At 53.5% G+C, this 16,225-nt stretch carries 15 protein-coding genes; 12 read left to right on the forward strand and 3 right to left on the reverse strand.

Annotated features, from left to right (window positions below; translation table 11 throughout):
• Window positions 1-114 precede the first annotated feature (114 nt).
• From L2097_RS23225 to ubiA, 4 genes are all read left to right on the forward strand, one after another.
• Complete coding sequence (locus tag L2097_RS23225; RefSeq protein WP_047372196.1) at window positions 115-1,425, forward strand: maltoporin; 1,311 nt, start codon at window positions 115-117, stop codon at window positions 1,423-1,425.
• A gap of 108 nt (window positions 1,426-1,533) precedes the next feature.
• Entirely contained in the window at window positions 1,534-2,499 is a 966-nt protein-coding gene (gene malM / locus L2097_RS23230; protein ID WP_047372195.1) for a maltose operon protein MalM, read from the forward strand.
• 179 nt (window positions 2,500-2,678) lie between these two features.
• Window positions 2,679-3,176, forward strand: coding sequence for a chorismate lyase (ubiC, locus tag L2097_RS23235; protein ID WP_047372194.1), 498 nt, complete (start codon window positions 2,679-2,681; stop codon window positions 3,174-3,176).
• A 12-nt stretch (window positions 3,177-3,188) separates the two neighbouring features.
• Window positions 3,189-4,058, forward strand: a complete 870-nt coding sequence (gene ubiA / locus L2097_RS23240; protein ID WP_047372193.1) for a 4-hydroxybenzoate octaprenyltransferase — start codon at window positions 3,189-3,191, stop codon at window positions 4,056-4,058.
• Window positions 4,059-4,173: 115 nt separating this feature from the next.
• Here ubiA and plsB read toward each other — a convergent pair whose 3' ends face one another.
• Complete coding sequence (gene plsB, locus L2097_RS23245) at window positions 4,174-6,594, reverse strand: glycerol-3-phosphate 1-O-acyltransferase PlsB (RefSeq protein WP_047372192.1); 2,421 nt, start codon at window positions 6,592-6,594, stop codon at window positions 4,174-4,176.
• Window positions 6,595-6,724: 130 nt separating this feature from the next.
• Here plsB and L2097_RS23250 point away from each other — a divergent pair, with 130 nt between their 5' ends.
• The 3 genes from L2097_RS23250 (at window position 6,725) to L2097_RS23260 (ending at window position 8,285) form a co-directional block, all read left to right on the forward strand.
• Entirely contained in the window at window positions 6,725-7,093 is a 369-nt protein-coding gene (locus L2097_RS23250) for a diacylglycerol kinase (RefSeq protein WP_047372191.1), read from the forward strand.
• Window positions 7,094-7,201: 108 nt separating this feature from the next.
• Window positions 7,202-7,816 carry a transcriptional repressor LexA gene (gene lexA / locus L2097_RS23255; protein ID WP_047372190.1) on the forward strand — a complete coding sequence of 205 codons (615 nt, stop codon included), beginning with the start codon at window positions 7,202-7,204 and terminating at the stop codon, window positions 7,814-7,816.
• Between the two features lie 259 nt (window positions 7,817-8,075).
• Window positions 8,076-8,285: a CsbD family protein gene (locus L2097_RS23260; RefSeq protein WP_039077936.1), complete on the forward strand. Its 210-nt coding sequence runs from the start codon at window positions 8,076-8,078 to the stop codon at window positions 8,283-8,285.
• 108 nt (window positions 8,286-8,393) lie between these two features.
• Here the strand turns inward: L2097_RS23260 and zur are convergent, their stop codons facing one another.
• Window positions 8,394-8,909 carry a zinc uptake transcriptional repressor Zur gene (zur, locus tag L2097_RS23265; protein ID WP_047372189.1) on the reverse strand — a complete coding sequence of 172 codons (516 nt, stop codon included), beginning with the start codon at window positions 8,907-8,909 and terminating at the stop codon, window positions 8,394-8,396.
• A gap of 272 nt (window positions 8,910-9,181) precedes the next feature.
• Between zur and L2097_RS23270 the strand changes: the two genes are divergently transcribed.
• The 3 genes from L2097_RS23270 to pspG all read left to right on the forward strand — a co-directional run bounded on the left by L2097_RS23270 (window position 9,182) and on the right by pspG (window position 12,015).
• The gene (locus L2097_RS23270) at window positions 9,182-10,498 is read left to right on the forward strand and encodes a conjugal transfer protein TraF (RefSeq protein ID WP_047372187.1); all 1,317 of its coding nucleotides are present in this window, start codon (window positions 9,182-9,184) and stop codon (window positions 10,496-10,498) included.
• Between the two features lie 124 nt (window positions 10,499-10,622).
• A complete protein-coding gene (gene dusA, locus L2097_RS23275; protein ID WP_250353779.1) occupies window positions 10,623-11,621 on the forward strand; it encodes a tRNA dihydrouridine(20/20a) synthase DusA in 999 nt (332 codons plus the stop codon).
• 151 nt (window positions 11,622-11,772) lie between these two features.
• A complete protein-coding gene (gene pspG, locus L2097_RS23280; protein ID WP_250353763.1) occupies window positions 11,773-12,015 on the forward strand; it encodes an envelope stress response protein PspG in 243 nt (80 codons plus the stop codon).
• A gap of 305 nt (window positions 12,016-12,320) precedes the next feature.
• Here the strand turns inward: pspG and L2097_RS23285 are convergent, their stop codons facing one another.
• A complete protein-coding gene (locus L2097_RS23285; RefSeq protein ID WP_047372185.1) occupies window positions 12,321-13,304 on the reverse strand; it encodes a quinone oxidoreductase in 984 nt (327 codons plus the stop codon).
• Between the two features lie 58 nt (window positions 13,305-13,362).
• Between L2097_RS23285 and dnaB the strand changes: the two genes are divergently transcribed.
• Entirely contained in the window at window positions 13,363-14,769 is a 1,407-nt protein-coding gene (gene dnaB, locus L2097_RS23290; RefSeq protein ID WP_047372184.1) for a replicative DNA helicase, read from the forward strand.
• Between the two features lie 145 nt (window positions 14,770-14,914).
• Window positions 14,915-15,994, forward strand: coding sequence for an alanine racemase (gene alr, locus L2097_RS23295; protein ID WP_250353764.1), 1,080 nt, complete (start codon window positions 14,915-14,917; stop codon window positions 15,992-15,994).
• The last annotated feature ends 231 nt before the right edge of the window (window positions 15,995-16,225 follow it).

Here is a 16,225-nt window from a genome sequence, read left to right on the forward strand (position 1 = left end):
CATTGTCGGGATCGTACGGCGAGTACGTGACCGGGGGGTGAAGGAGTGCAGCCAACGAAGAGGCAGTCCGAAGGGCGGCGCGTTTAAAGAAAAGCAATGATCTCAGGAGATAGAATGATGACTACTCTGCGCAAAGTCCCACTGGCAATCGCCATCGCCGCGGGCATTTTGTCTGCCCAGGCGGGCGCTGTCGATTTTAAAGGCTATGCCCGTTCGGGTATTGGCTGGACCGGCAGCGGCGGCGAGCAACAGTGCTTCCAGGCCACCGGTGCTCAAAGTAAGTATCGTCTTGGTAACGAATGCGAAACCTACGCCGAACTGAAACTGGGCCAGGAAGTGTGGAAAGAAGGCGACAAGAGCTTCTACTTCGATACCAACGTAGCCTACTCCGTTGCCCAACGGAATGACTGGGAAGCGACCAGCCCTGCGTTCCGTGAAGCCAACGTTCAGGGTAAAAACCTGATCGACGCGCTGCCGGGCTCCACCATCTGGGCAGGTAAACGCTTCTATCAACGTCATGACGTTCACATGATCGACTTCTACTACTGGGATATCTCTGGTCCTGGTGCCGGTCTTGAAAACGTTGACGTTGGCTTCGGTAAACTCTCTTTAGCGGCAACCCGTTCATCTGAAGCGGGCGGTTCCGGTACTTTTGCTGACCGTGACTCGCTGGGTAATCGCGTGTATGACAACCTGGTGCCGAATGATGTCTTCGACGTGCGTTTAGCGCAAATGGCTGTCAACCCTGGCGGTACGCTGGAGTTCGGTGTGGATTACGGTCACACCAACCTGCCGGACAAATATGACCTGGCACCGGGCGCATCGAAAGATGGCTGGATGTTCACCGCTGAACATACCCAGAGCATGATGAAGGGTTACAACAAGTTTGTTCTGCAGTACGCAACAGACTCCATGACCTCTAACGGTAAAGGTATTCCGCAGGGCGGCAGCATCAACAACAACGGTTCACTGTGGCGCGTGCTGGATCACGGTGCAATCAACCTCGCTGAAAGCTGGGACCTGATGTATGTCGGTATGTACCAGGATATCAACCGTGACGACAACAACGGTACCAAATGGTGGACCGTGGGCGTACGTCCTATGTACAAATGGACGCCGATCATGAGCACCCTGCTGGAAGTGGGTTATGACAACGTCAAATCCCAGCGCACCAGCGAAACCAACAACCAGTACAAAATCACCCTTGCTCAACAGTGGCAGGCTGGCGACAGCATCTGGTCTCGTCCGGCGATTCGTGTTTTCGCAACCTACGCGAAGTGGGATGAGAAATGGGGCTATGCCAACAGCGATTCCGGTGCCGCTTACACCTCTGGCTTAGCGTATCGCGATACTTCCGCGAAAACCTTCAGCCGTGGTGATAACGACGAATGGAGCTTCGGCGCCCAGATGGAAATCTGGTGGTAATTCTCACCACCTGACGTACCGAAACAAGAGGGGCGCAAGCCCCTCAATTCTTCGAGACAGTGCGCTATTGCCGGGCGTTAGCTGTCTCTCGTAAAGAAGGTGATAACAATGAAAATGAAAAAAAGTTTCGTCGCCCTGTGCCTGACCGCGGGTTTACTCGCCGCAGCGCCTGGGGTTAGCTTCGCTGATGTTAACATTGTCCCGCAAAATACCACGGCGGCCCCGGCCATTCCGGCCTCCGCACTCCAGCAACTGAGCTGGACGCCTGTCGATCAAAGCAAAACACAAACGACCGAACTTGCCACCATGGGCCAACGCCTGAATGTGGCGGGTATCAGCGGCCCGGTGGCCGCATACAGTGTCCCGGCTAACATCGGTGAACTGACGCTCACGCTCAGCAGTGAAGTGAATAAACAAACCAGCGTTTTTGCGCCCAATGTGTTGGTTCTTGACCAGAACATGTCACCTGCCGCTTACTTCCCCAGCAGCTTCTTTACGTATCAGGAGCCGGGAGTGATGAGTGCCGACAGGCTGGAAGGGGTGATGCGCCTGACGCCTGCGCTGGGCCAGCAAAAGATCTATCTGCTGGTCTTCACTACCGAGAACGATCTGCGCCAGACCACCAAACTGATGGACCCGGCCAAATCCTACGCCAAAGGAACGGGTAACGCGGTACCGGATATCCCCGATCCGATAGCCCGTCACGTTACTGAGGGTGTGGTGAAACTGAAAGTGAAAACCAGTAGCGGTTCCAGCGTGCTGGTAGGCCCGCTGTTCGGTTCATCCGGACCAGGGCCCGTGACGGTAGGTAACACTGCCGCGCCTGCCACGGCCTATAGCGCACCGGCAGCTGCACCTGCTGCTGTGGCTGCCGCACCGGCCTCTGCGCCTGCATCCGCCGCGAAAAGTGAGCCGATGCTGAATGATACTGAAAGCTATTTCAACCAGGCCATTAAACAGGCCGCCGCAAAAGGGGATATCGATAAGGCCCTGAAGTTACTGAATGAAGCTGAGCGTCTCGGGTCCACATCCGCCCGGAAAACCTTTATCAGCAGTGTAAAAGGCAAGGGGTGACCGTCTCCCCGCAATGCTGATGTTTGCAACAACTGGTGCGTCGCCTGACGCACCCTTTTTTCTGGCGCAACGACGCTGTTGCATATCTGTTGCGCTTATGAAAACTGAATGAAGTTTCCCCGCCGGAACAGCCTGTTCTGCGATACAATAATGTGACGTTATGTATTGGAGAGTAAGGCATGTCACACCCCGCGCTTACGCAATTGCGTGCGCTGCGCTATTTTGACGCACTTCCCGCGCTCGACCCGCAGCAACTGGATTGGCTGTTGCTGGAAGATTCCATGACGAAACGTTTTGAGCAACAGGGTAAACAGGTATCCGTGACGCTTATCCAGGAAGGATTTGTGACGTCCGATATGCTCGATGGCGAGCGCCACTTGCTGCCTGACGACGCGAGGTACTGGCTGCGGGAGATCCTGTTGTGCGCTGACGGCGAACCCTGGCTTGCCGGACGAACCGTGGTGCCAGAGTCTACGCTGACCGGGCCGGAACTTGCGCTGCAGAAGCTGGGTACCACGCCGCTTGGGCGTTATCTCTTTACATCATCTACGCTGACACGAGATTTTATTGAAGTTGGTCGCTATGACGCGCTGTGGGGAAGACGCTCCCGCCTGCGCCTGGGAGGGAAACCTCTCCTGCTGACTGAACTGTTTTTGCCTGCGTCACCGCTGTACTAAGAGGAAAAAAGAATGGAGTGGAGTCTCTCGCAGGATAAGCTGCTGGCCTATCATCGACTCATGCGCACGGACAAGCCCATTGGCGCGTTGTTGTTGCTCTGGCCAACGCTGTGGGCGCTGTGGGTGGCAACGCCTGGTGTTCCTCCCCTGTGGATCCTGATGGTTTTTGTGGCAGGGGTCTGGCTGATGCGTGCGGCAGGCTGTGTGGTAAATGACTATGCGGACCGTAAATTCGACGGCCATGTAAAACGCACTGCCAATCGTCCGCTGCCCAGCGGGGCGGTCACGGAAAACGAAGCGCGGATACTGTTTGTGGTATTGGTGGTGCTGGCATTTGCGCTGGTGTTGACGCTTAACGCCATGACCATTCTGCTCTCCGTTGCGGCGCTTCTGCTTGCCTGGGTATATCCGTTTATGAAGCGGTATACCCATTTGCCGCAGGTGGTGCTGGGGGCGGCGTTTGGCTGGTCGATCCCGATGGCATTTGCCGCGGTAAGCGAATCCGTGCCGCTGAGTTGCTGGATAATGTTTCTCGCCAATATTCTGTGGGCGGTCGCCTACGATACGCAGTACGCCATGGTTGATCGCGACGATGACCTGAAAATTGGTATCAAGTCGACCGCCATTCTGTTTGGGCGCCACGATAAGTTGATCATTGGCATATTGCAGGTGGCGGTACTGGCGTTGATGGTGGCGATTGGCGCGCTCAATGGCTTAGGCTGGCACTTCTACGGGTCGGTCATTATCGCGGGTGCGCTGTTTGTTTATCAGCAGAAGCTCATTGTGAATCGCGATCGCGACGCTTGTTTTAAAGCGTTTATGAATAATAACTATGTGGGGCTGGTACTGTTTATCGGCCTGGCGACAAGCTACCTGGCGTAATGCGATTTTGCCGGATGTGGCGTTGCCTTATCGGGGCTACTGTAAGCGTATAGCCCAGAGTAGCCCCGATAAGCGAAGCGCATCAGGGAAGTTACTCCCGGATGCGGCGCTTTACTCACTCCGCCTGCGTTGCGCTCTCGATAGTCAAACGCACATCAGAAGTAATCAGCTCTGCTAACAGTTGATACACCGCCAGCGTCTGCTCGGGCTCGGCATCGCCGGTATCGCTGATATACCCTTCATCACGCAGCGTCAGCACCAGAGTACTGAAAACCGCCTTGTCGAAGAATTCCGGCGCATTGATGCCGTGCAGCACTGACAGACGTTGCGCCAGCGTACGGCTCTCTTTCTCCAGCGTACTGCGGTTCATCGCCGGATTTGCGCTCAGCAACCAGAACGTGATGGCATAACGTTGCAGCGTTTCGCGCGCGCCAGCCGCCAGCAGTTGCAGAGTACGGGAATGTACCGGATTGATATAGAGCTGGCCATCTTTCATGGTGATCAGCCCCTGGCGCAGTAATTCCTGTGCGAGGCTCTCCAGTACGCCGGCCAGTTCCTCTTTTTCCCAGCGCAAGAACAGCTCGGCTTTCAGCATCGGGTAGAGCAGTTCAACATGGCGCAGCATTTCGTCCTGAGAGATATGACGATGCTGGGTAATAATGGCCGCCATCAGCGATGGCAACATCAGCATATGCGCAATGTTGTTGCGATAGTACGTCATCAGCACCGCCTGCTCGCGCGGCAGAATGATGATGTCGCCAATCGTGTCTTTCTCAACCTCAAACTTGTTCATCTGCAGGGCGTGCTCAATAAGCGCGTCCGCACTGACGGTGGGCACCGTTGTGTCGGCAGCATAGGGCACATTGCGCATCAGGTTGAGGTAACAGTCCAGTTGCTCGGTGAGCTGTTCACGGGTCAGTGAACGCTGACGTGAGGCCAGAAGCGCAGTACAACAGAGGTTCATGGCGTTTGCCGCACCGGCATTATTAATACGCACCATCAGATCAGCAGCAATAGCATTCACCGTCGGCGTCAGCCAGGCAGGACGGACAGCCTCGATGGGATCGATGGATTCGCGCCATTCCGGCACGCGATGATTCAGATAGTTCATCAGCGGAATGGGCTCGCCAAAGTTGACGTAGCCCTGACCGAGATTACGCAGCTTGCTTAAACCGCGTACCATCTGGGCAAAACCTTCTTTCTCTTTCGTCGCGCCGCGCAGCTCTTTGGCGTAGGTGCCCACTTCCATGACGTGCTCATAGCCAATGTAGATGGGCACCAGCGTGATCGGACGCGTGCCCCCACGAAGCATGGCCTGAATCGTCATTGAGAGCGTGCCGGTCTTTGGATCCAACAGACGGCCGGTACGAGAACGCCCACCCTCCACAAAGTATTCCACTGAATAGCCGCGGTTAAACAATTCACCCAAATACTCGCGGAAAACCGTCGAATAGAGCTTGTTCCCTTTAAAAGTACGGCGAATAAAGAACGCGCCCAGACGACGGAAAATGGGACCCGCCGGCCAGAAGTTCAGGTTGATGCCGGCAGCGATATGCGGCGGTACCAGCCCCTGATGATAGAGCACGTAGGAGAGCAACAAATAGTCCATATGGCTGCGATGGCAGGGCACATAGACAATTTCATGACCATCATGGGCGAGCTGACGAACACGTTCCGCGTTATGTACATTAATGCCCTGATACAGACGGTTCCAGGTAAAGCCGAGGATACGGTCTGACAGACGGATCATCTCATACGAGAAGTTCGCCGCAATCTCTTCCATCAGCGCAATTGCGTTTTGTTGGGCTTTATCATGGGAGATTTTCTTGCTGCGCGCTTCGTCTTCGACGGCGCGGGCGATGGCTTTGGAGGAGAGCAGCTTATTAAACAGGTCCTGACGGGCCGGCAAACGCGGCCCCACTGCGGCCAGGCGCTGGCGGGCGAAGTGCATACGCGCTACGCGTGCCAGTTTTTGCGCAATGGTTTTGTCTGTCCCGTGCTCGGTTGCCATACGACGCAGCGAAACCGGCGGCGAGAAACGCACAAAGCTGTCGCGGCCAAGCCATGAGATCGCGAAAAATTTCTGAATACCGTTTAGCATACGCAGCGGCGGGTTGACTTCACCCTTTTCGCGACCTGGAGAACGGCCGAACATCATCGATACAGGCACCATCTGAACATCCAGATCGGGATGGCTGCGGTGCAGATCGAGATAGTCATGGAACAGCTTGATCGACTCTTCTTTAGGCGTGTACCAGGTAAAGACGCGCGGCCCGCCGTGAATAAAGATATAACGCGGCAGCTCCGCTCCGTCGATTTCAAGCGGTTCGAGGGGGTCGGGCAAATCGTGTGCCAGACACTGAGCGCGCAAGGTAAGCAAGTCTGCCTTCGAATTATAAGGCAAAACGTACATAATAGGGCGTGACGTATCGAGTCCTAATTCCTGGGCGGGTTCCGCCGGGATAGACTTGCTTTTTACCAGGACGCTTAATGGTAAATTTAGTAATTTGTAGTAAATTCGTGGCCAGCCGGACATAAACGATGTAAAGCCTCTGGTTAATAATGCCATTGCGCGGCAAGAATATCAGAAAGTCCGCAGAATTTCTTTTCTACCTCTATAAGCTTACATAGACATTGACGTTCATTACATAAAAAGGTTGTTTTTCATGGCCAACAATACCACTGGAATTACCCGCATCATTAAAGCGGCAGGCTATTCATGGAAAGGGGTGCGCGCAGCGTGGATTAACGAAGCTGCTTTTCGTCAGGAAGGTGTTGCGGTCATTATTGCCATCATCATTGCGTCGTTTGTGGATGTTGACGCGATTACGCGTGTTCTGTTGATTGGTTCTGTTGTGCTGGTGATGATAGTGGAAATCCTCAATAGTGCGATTGAAGCGGTGGTTGACCGTATTGGATCTGAATTTCATGAACTCTCAGGACGTGCGAAGGACATGGGGTCTGCGGCAGTATTAATGGCCATTCTTCTGGCACTGTTTACCTGGGTTTCTCTGCTGTGGGGCTATTTTCGATAAGGCTTCCAGAAATGCGTTAAGTCCGCGTTTTTTGCTTAATTTTGGTTTCAAAATCACCTTTAACTGTATATACTCACAGCATAACTGTATATACACCCAGGGGGCGGAATGAAAGCTTTAACGGCCAGGCAGCAAGAGGTGTTCGATCTTATTCGCGATCGAATCAACCAGACAGGTATGCCGCCGACGCGTGCGGAGATCGCGCAACAGTTGGGGTTCCGTTCCCCAAACGCGGCAGAGGAACACCTGAAAGCGCTTGCGCGTAAGGGCGTTATTGAGATTGTATCGGGTGCGTCTCGTGGTATTCGTCTGTTGCTTGAAGAAGAAGAGGATATCGGGCTGCCGCTTATCGGGCGTGTCGCTGCTGGCGAACCTTTGCTGGCGCAACAGCATATCGAGGGACACTATCAGGTCGATCCTTCTCTCTTCAAACCTAACGCTGACTTCCTGCTCCGCGTAAGCGGTATGTCGATGAAAGATATCGGCATCATGGATGGCGACCTGCTGGCTGTCCATAAAACTCAGGATGTTCGTAACGGGCAGGTTGTTGTTGCGCGTATTGACGATGAAGTTACGGTCAAGCGCCTGAAAAAACAGGGTAATACGGTGCAGTTACTGCCTGAAAACAGTGAGTTTTCCCCAATTGTGGTTAACCTGCGTGAGCACAACTTCACCATTGAAGGCCTTGCGGTTGGCGTTATCCGCAATGGTGAATGGCTGTAATACCTTTCTGAGCCGTGGCGGCTGATCTGCTGTCACGGTTGCTTTCCTTTCCTGACAAAGCTTTAACTTCTCCCTTATCCTCCTGATCTCGCTTAGGTTTGGTCTGCATATCTGTCCGGCAATTTTCCTTCTGATGGTTAAAAATTCCGAATAAAGATTCATGGTCGCTATCCTTAACTACAATAATAATCACGTTCAGGATATTTAGAGCGTAACGAAAGGAATAACGCTGTTCATGACCAACGATGAGGAAATTATGATGAATAAAGACGAAGTCAGCGGCAACTGGAAACAGTTCAAAGGTAAAGCGAAGGAACAGTGGGGTAAATTGACTGACGATGATATGACCATCATCGAAGGTAAACGTGACCAACTGGTCGGTAAAATTCAGGAACGTTACGGCTACGCCAAAGATCAGGCAGAAAAAGAAGTCGTGGACTGGGAAACGCGGAATGATTACCGCTGGTAGCCTTCACATCCCCCTCAATGTGTAGACCCCCAATGGCTACCCTGCCCGAACGGTACACGGATGTACCACCCTCAATTTATTTGTCCGTTTAAAAGAGAAAAATCGCGACTAGCGCGATTTTTTTTTCAACTGAATCGTGTGGTCATGATGGCATTCGCCGGGATGTCGGCACGCTTCAACCTCGGCGCAATCAGCGCATAATCCATGTGCTTCAATGACGTTATGGCGCAGCGCAAAACCGCGTTTTGCCGCCAGTGCGTGCATAATATCTTCCACGCCTTCCGCCTGCTCTTCTTTTACCACGCCGCAACGATCGCAGATAAACATCGCGGAGGTGTGCGTCGGTTGATCGAAAAGATGGCAAAGCACATAGCTATTTGTGGACTCCACTTTATGCACAAAGCCTTGTTCTAACAGAAAATCCAGCGCGCGATACACAGTAGGGGGTTTGGCCTGAGGCTCTGCCTCACGCAGGAGATCGAGCAGGTCGTAGGCGCTGATGGCCCCCTGTTGCAGACTCATCAGGCGTAACACTTCGAGGCGCTGGGGAGTCAGGCGCACATTGCGTTGCACACACAGTTTTTCGGCCTGCGCGAGCATCTCTTGCGAAGTGGACTTATCCATAGGCGTTCTCTCATGAAATGGCGACATAAGCCCCCACTTTATCATGTTCTGTACTAAACGCCGAGATCGCGACCGCGCCTTCACCTTTCGCAATCCCCATGTGTCTTCTATAAATATTGATGGTCACTTCATATAACAACATCTTCTGTAACGTTTTATTACATTCCGTAGAAATAGGATGTTTTTTGGATGTTATTCGCAGCAATAGAGCCACCCTGTCCATGTCACAACTAGCAGGGTCATAAACTCATTTGATTACGAGACGCATAACTGTGAAAAACAATCTTAAACTTTCGGTGGTCGCTATCGCTGTCTCCTTTTTCGTGGCAAATCAAGCCGGAGCGGCAAATACCTGGGCAGAGGCACGTAATGATGCAATGGGGGGGACAGGTGTTGCCTCCGCAAATTACGGCAGTGGTGCATTCATTAACCCGGCGTTGCTGGCAAAGGCGAAACCGGAAGACAATGTTACGGTCATCTTACCGACCGTTGGCGCACAGATAACCGATGAGGACAACCTGCGCGATGAAATTAATGATATCAGTGATAAAATCGATTATTACAAAGACATAGTTAATAATCTCACCCTGCGCGAAGTGCTGCTTAACCCTGTTGGGACTGTCGATCAGTTCCAGATGGCGGCAAAAGATCTTGCGGATTCGCTTGATTATCTTGATGGCAAAACCGCGAGTGCGAATGCCGGGGCCGGTATCGCTGTCACTATTCCTAACGATGTATTATCTGTTGCCTTTGTGACTAAAGGCTATGCGCATGCCCGTGTGAGTTCGAATATTGATCAAAACGATATCACCTACCTTCGTAGCATCCAGAACAGTGATACCGTCGCCACGGGAGTTGCCCTCGGCGCTGTTCTCTCACCTAATGGCTCGGACGAGATCACAAAAAATCTTAACTCCACGGCATCAGGTCGTGCGGCTATCATTACGGACTTTGGTATCGCAATGGCGCATCAATTCGACGTGGGCGGCGTTCCTCTTTCCGTCGGCGTTACGCCAAAACTGCAAAAGTCGTGGATCTATAACTACACCACGTCGATTTATGATTACGACAAAAATGAATGGAACAACAGTAAGTACCGCAAGGATGACACGGGCTTTAACATTGATGTTGGCCTGGCGGCGGATTTAACAGATAACGTCACCCTCGGTCTGAGTGGACAAAACCTGGTCTCGCGTAATATCGACACCAAAGATGTTTTTATCACCAATGGCAGAACCGGCGAAGTTAAAAACTACAAAGATACCTACCAGATCAGTCCATTGGTTACCGCTGGAGCGGCGTGGCATAACGATCTGCTGACACTGAGCGCTGACGGTGATCTGACGGAAACCAAAGGCTTTAAGAGCGAGAAAAATTCGCAGTTCGTTGGTGTCGGTGCGGAAGTTCGTCCTCTGAGTTGGCTGGCGGTGCGTGCTGGCTACCGTGCTGATGTGAAAGGTGATGAAAGCAATGTCTTCACAGGCGGTGTCGGTTTTGCGCCATTTAACCGTGTGCACGTTGATCTAATGGGTTTAGTCGGTGAGAACAAAACCTGGGGGGCCGGTGCGCAGTTGAGCATGACATTCTGATGCACAACCGGAGGCCTTGCGCCTCCGGTTTTTCTTTGTGGTCAGGCAAATGTCCTCGCTGCCCGGCGGCGGTTCTCTGTGCTATAGTAGCGCCCCTTTTTTACCTAAAGCTCATTTATTCGCCATGTCGCCAGAAAATCAGTCTGCTGCCTATCCCGCTCACCGTTTCTCCATCGCGCCGATGCTCGACTGGACGGATCGCCATTGCCGCTATTTCCTGCGCCTGCTTTCACGCCATACGCTGCTCTATACCGAGATGGTCACCACTGGGGCCATTATTCATGGCAAAGGCGACTATCTGGCATACAGCGAGGAAGAGCATCCGGTCGCATTGCAACTCGGTGGTAGTGATCCTGCACAGCTTGCACATTGTGCGAAGCTGGCGGAGCAGCGCGGTTATGATGAGATCAACCTGAATGTGGGGTGTCCATCCGATCGTGTGCAGAACGGCATGTTTGGCGCCTGCCTGATGGGCAATGCACAACTGGTGGCCGATTGTGTGAAAGCGATGCGCGATGTGGTGTCTATTCCGGTGACGGTAAAAACCCGTATCGGCATTGACGATCAGGACAGCTACGAATTTCTTTGTGATTTTATCAGCACGGTTTCCGGCAAAGGCGAATGTGAGATGTTTATCATCCACGCGCGTAAAGCCTGGCTTTCTGGTTTAAGCCCGAAAGAGAACCGTGAAATTCCCCCGCTGGATTATCCGCGTGTCTACCAGCTTAAACGCGATTTCCCGCATTTGACGATGTCGATCAACGGCGGCATTACCTCGCTGGAAGCGGCCAAAACCCATCTCGCGCACATGGATGGGGTGATGGTTGGGCGTGAGGCCTATCAGAATCCGGGCATTCTGGCGCGCGTTGATCGGGAAATTTTCGGCGCGGATGTGGTGGATGCGGACCCGGTAGCGGTAGTACGGGCAATGTATCCCTACATTGAGCGTGAATTGCAGCAGGGAACGTACCTGGGGCATATCACCCGCCATATGTTGGGACTGTTTCAGGGGATACCTGGAGCCCGCCAGTGGCGTCGCTACCTGAGCGAGAATGCCCATAAAGCCGGGGCCGATGTCGCGGTGCTGGAACACGCGCTGAGCCTTGTGGCAAATCGCGAATAATTTCGCTAAAAAATGGTCAAATTCACCAGGCTTCGCATCATGATGCGGAGCCTTTTCTTTTATAAATCAATGCACTAAAACTGGCATGCTTCTTGTAATGCATCTTGTAAGTCATAGTCCCGATGTCATTATCTATTATCTGGAGCGCGCCATGCTTGAATTACTGTTTGTTATCGGCTTTTTTATTGTGCTACTCGCCACCGGCGTTTCATTGCTGGGCATTATTGCAGCACTGCTGGTGGCAACCGCAGTGATGTTTTTAGGTGGCCTTTTTGCTTTGATGATCAAGCTATTGCCCTGGTTGTTACTGGCAGTGGCGGTGGTGTGGATTATGCGGGCGATCAAAACCCCTAAAATTCCTCAATATCAGCGCAATAACCGTTGGCGTTACTAAAGTATTGAGCACTTGATCACAACCTCGACACTTTTCCGGGCGCTTTGCTAAGAAGCGAATAGGATTTACTTATCAAATCTGTCACTATCGCCGCGTTAACGAATTCATCGAGCTGTACCCTACATACAGCCGAACTAAAAAAAGAATGGGCTTCCTTCGGGAAGCCCTAATTCTTTCTACCCCTATGCTTCAAGCCGCAGGCTTAATGGTTGCGCTCATTCATCCCGGTCATTTATTTGAGTAAGCTCCCGGGCATTTACTCACTGGCCGCCTGCCTGCAACGTGAATCATTCGGAGGACCAGGTTTATGGAATCAACAGGCTCGACCCCTGGGTTGCGCGACTTTCCAGGACTTCGTGTGCGCGTCGTGCATCGGTAAGGGCAAATTTCTGCGACTGTGCCACATCCACTTTGATCACGCCGCTGGCAATCAGCGAGAACAGTTCATTGCTGGCCTCTTCCAGCTCTTCTCGGTTCGTTACGTAGCCATTGAGGGAAGGGCGGGTCGCATACAGCGAACCTTTCTGGTTCAGAATGCCCAGGTTGACGCCTGATACCGGCCCGGAGGCGTTACCAAAGCTCACCATCAGGCCGCGGCGTTGCAGGCAATCGAGAGAGTCTTCCCAGGTGTCTTTACCCACCGAGTCATAGACAACGCGTACTTTTTTCCCACCGGTTATCTCTTTTACGCGCTCAACAATGCTTTCTTCGCGATAGTTAATTACCTGCCATGCGCCAGCTTGCAGGGCCCGTTGCGCTTTCTGAGCGGAGCCGACAGTACCAATTAATTTTGCCCCCAGCGCCTTCGACCACTGGCAGGCAATCAGCCCTACGCCACCCGCCGCCGCATGGAACAGGAAGGCTTCATCAGGTTTAATTTCGTAAGTTTTGCGCAGCAGATAAAAGACGGTGAGCCCTTTCAGGAAGGAGGCGGCAGCCTGCTCGAACGAGATGGCATTGGGCAGAATAGCAACTTTATCTGCCAGCACATTATGCACGGAGCTGTAGGCGCCAAGCCCGGATTGAGCGTACACCACGCGATCGCCTGCCTTGACATGTTTTACGCCAGAGCCCACTTTGCTGACCACACCCGCCGCCTCGGTCCCCAGACCGCTCGGCAACGAGGGGGGTGGATACAGACCGCTACGGATGTAAGTGTCGATATAATTAATCCCTATGGCTTTGTTTTCGACCTGGACTTCATTTTCCGCCGGAGCGGCGGGATTAAATTCGACAGCGTGTAAAACCTCTGGGCCACCATGCTTGTGAAATTCAATTCTTGTCGCCATGCTTCCTCCCGAATGATAATCTTTCGAACCATTCATTACGTTGGTAACTCCATTCACTATGGCAGGAAATAAACCCTTCAACAAACAGACTGAACCCCGCGATTTTCAGGTCGAGGGGATGAAAGTGCCGCCCCATTCCATTGAAGCGGAACAGTCGGTGTTGGGCGGTTTAATGCTGGATAACGAGCGCTGGGACGATGTGGCCGAGCGCGTTGTGGCAGATGATTTCTATACTCGTCCGCATCGCCATATCTTTACTGAGATGCACCGTTTACAGGAGATGGGCAAACCCATTGACCTGATTACGCTGGCGGAATCGCTGGAACTGCAAGGGCAGTTGGATATCGTCGGCGGCTTTGCTTATCTGGCTGAACTGTCCAAAAATACGCCAAGTGCGGCGAACATCAGCGCTTACGCAGATATCGTGCGTGAACGTGCGGTTGTGCGCGAGATGATCTCCGTCGCCAATGAAATCGCCAGTGCCGGTTTCGACCCTCAGGGTCGCACCAGTGAAGACCTGCTCGATCTTGCTGAGTCGCGGGTTTTCAAAATTGCGGAAAGCCGGGCCAACAAAGACGAAGGTCCGAAAAACATCGCGGATGTGCTTGAGGCGACGGTTGCCCGTATTGAGCTGCTATTCCAGCAGCCACACGACGGTGTTACCGGGGTCAACACCGGCTATGACGACCTCAATAAAAAAACCGCCGGTTTACAACCGTCGGATCTGATCATTGTCGCCGCGCGTCCATCAATGGGGAAAACCACCTTTGCGATGAACCTCGTTGAAAATGCGGCAATGTTGCAGGATAAACCGGTTCTCATCTTCAGTCTTGAGATGCCCTCCGAGCAGATTATGATGCGTTCTCTGGCATCCCTGTCGCGTGTGGACCAGACGCGTATTCGTACCGGTCAACTTGATGACGAGGACTGGGCGCGTATTTCCGGCACCATGGGCATCCTGCTGGAAAAACGCAATATTTACATTGATGACTCATCCGGTCTGACGCCGACAGAGGTTCGCTCCCGTGCGCGACGTATTGCACGTGAGCATGGCGGTATCGGGCTTATCATGATCGACTACCTGCAATTGATGCGCGTGCCGTCGCTGTCCGATAACCGTACACTGGAGATTGCGGAGATTTCCCGCTCTCTGAAAGCGCTGGCGAAAGAGCTACAGGTGCCGGTTGTTGCCCTGTCGCAGCTTAACCGCTCACTGGAACAGCGTGCGGATAAGCGTCCGGTCAACTCCGACCTGCGTGAATCCGGCTCTATCGAGCAGGACGCCGACTTGATCATGTTTATTTATCGTGATGAGGTTTATCACGAAAACAGCGACTTAAAAGGGATCGCTGAAATCATTATTGGTAAGCAGCGTAACGGCCCAATCGGTACGGTACGTTTGACCTTTAACGGACAGTGGTCGCGTTTTGATAATTATGCCGGCCCACAATACGACGACGAGTAAATCTCCTTCCTCCTTCACGCCGCAGCTGCGTTAACTGCGCCCGTTCACCCCGGTCACTTAGTTTACTAAGCGCCCGGGGATGCCCGGACTTGCCGCCTTGCTGCAACGCGAATGACTTTGGAGATTCTTTTAATAAGGAATTCAAATGCAAGCGGCAACTGTTGTAGTCAACCGCCGCGCTCTGCGACACAACCTTCAACGTCTGCGCGAACTGGCTTCCGCCAGCCGCCTGGTTGCGATTGTGAAAGCGAACGCTTACGGACACGGTCTTCTTGAGACCGCGCGAACGCTCCCCGATGCCGACGCTTTCGGCGTCGCCCGTCTCGAAGAGGCCCTTCGCCTGCGCGAGGGGGGCATTACCCATCGCATCCTCTTGCTTGAAGGGTTTTTTACCGCTGACGAGCTACCGCTGGTTTCAGCGCATCACCTTGATGCCGTAGTGCATAGCGTGGAACAACTCGCGGCGCTGGAGGCGGCGCAGCTCGCTGAGCCTGTTACCGTGTGGATGAAGCTTGATACCGGTATGCACCGCCTTGGCTTTCACCCGGCGCAGGCAGATGCGGTTTACCAGCGCCTGAGCCAGTGTAAGAATGTGCGCCAGCCGGTGAACATTGTCAGCCACTTTGCCCGTGCCGATGAGCCGGACTGTGGCGCGACAGAACGTCAGCTCGATATCTTCACCACCTTTAGTGATGGCAAGCCGGGCCAGCGTTCAATTGCCGCATCCGGTGGTACGCTGCTGTGGCCGCAGGCCCATTTTGACTGGGTACGTCCGGGCATCATTCTCTATGGGGTGTCACCGCTCGATCGTCACCCCTGGGGGGCTGACTTTGGCTTCCAGCCCGCGATGACCCTGACCTCCAGCCTGATTGCCGTACGCGAGCACAATGCGGGGGATGCGGTCGGTTATGGTGGAACCTGGGTGAGCGAGCGTGACACACGCCTTGGGGTGGTGGCGATGGGCTATGGCGATGGTTATCCGCGTGCGGCCCCGTCCGGGACGCCGGTGCTGGTCAATGGTCGCGAAGTCCCGATTGTTGGCCGGGTGGCGATGGATATGATTTGCGTCGATTTAGGGCCGGATGCCCAGGATGCCGTTGGCGATTCGGTTGTCTTCTGGGGGGACGGTTTGCCCGTTGAGCGCATTGCGGAAATCACCGGGATCAGCGCCTACGAATTGATTACGCGCCTGACGTCACGTGCTGCTTTGAAATACGTCGATTAACATAGCGTCGACCCCGCCCGTAGCCCTGGCAAGCTTTTGCGCCGCCGGGGGAGTACCCGGATGCGGCGCAAGCGCCTTATCCGGGATATGATTTTGCCGCGCTGGCGTTTGGTTTTCTCCCTCTCCCCGTGGGAGAGGGCCGGGGTGAGGGCATCAGACGATCAGGTGCAAACATCCCGCTCGATCTTCTTTCTCTTCCGGTTTATTGTGTCTTATTCTTCCTACTGTAAA

This window comes from Citrobacter sp. MNAZ 1397, assembly GCF_023613995.1.
Classification (GTDB): Bacteria; Pseudomonadota; Gammaproteobacteria; order Enterobacterales; family Enterobacteriaceae; genus Phytobacter; species Phytobacter ursingii.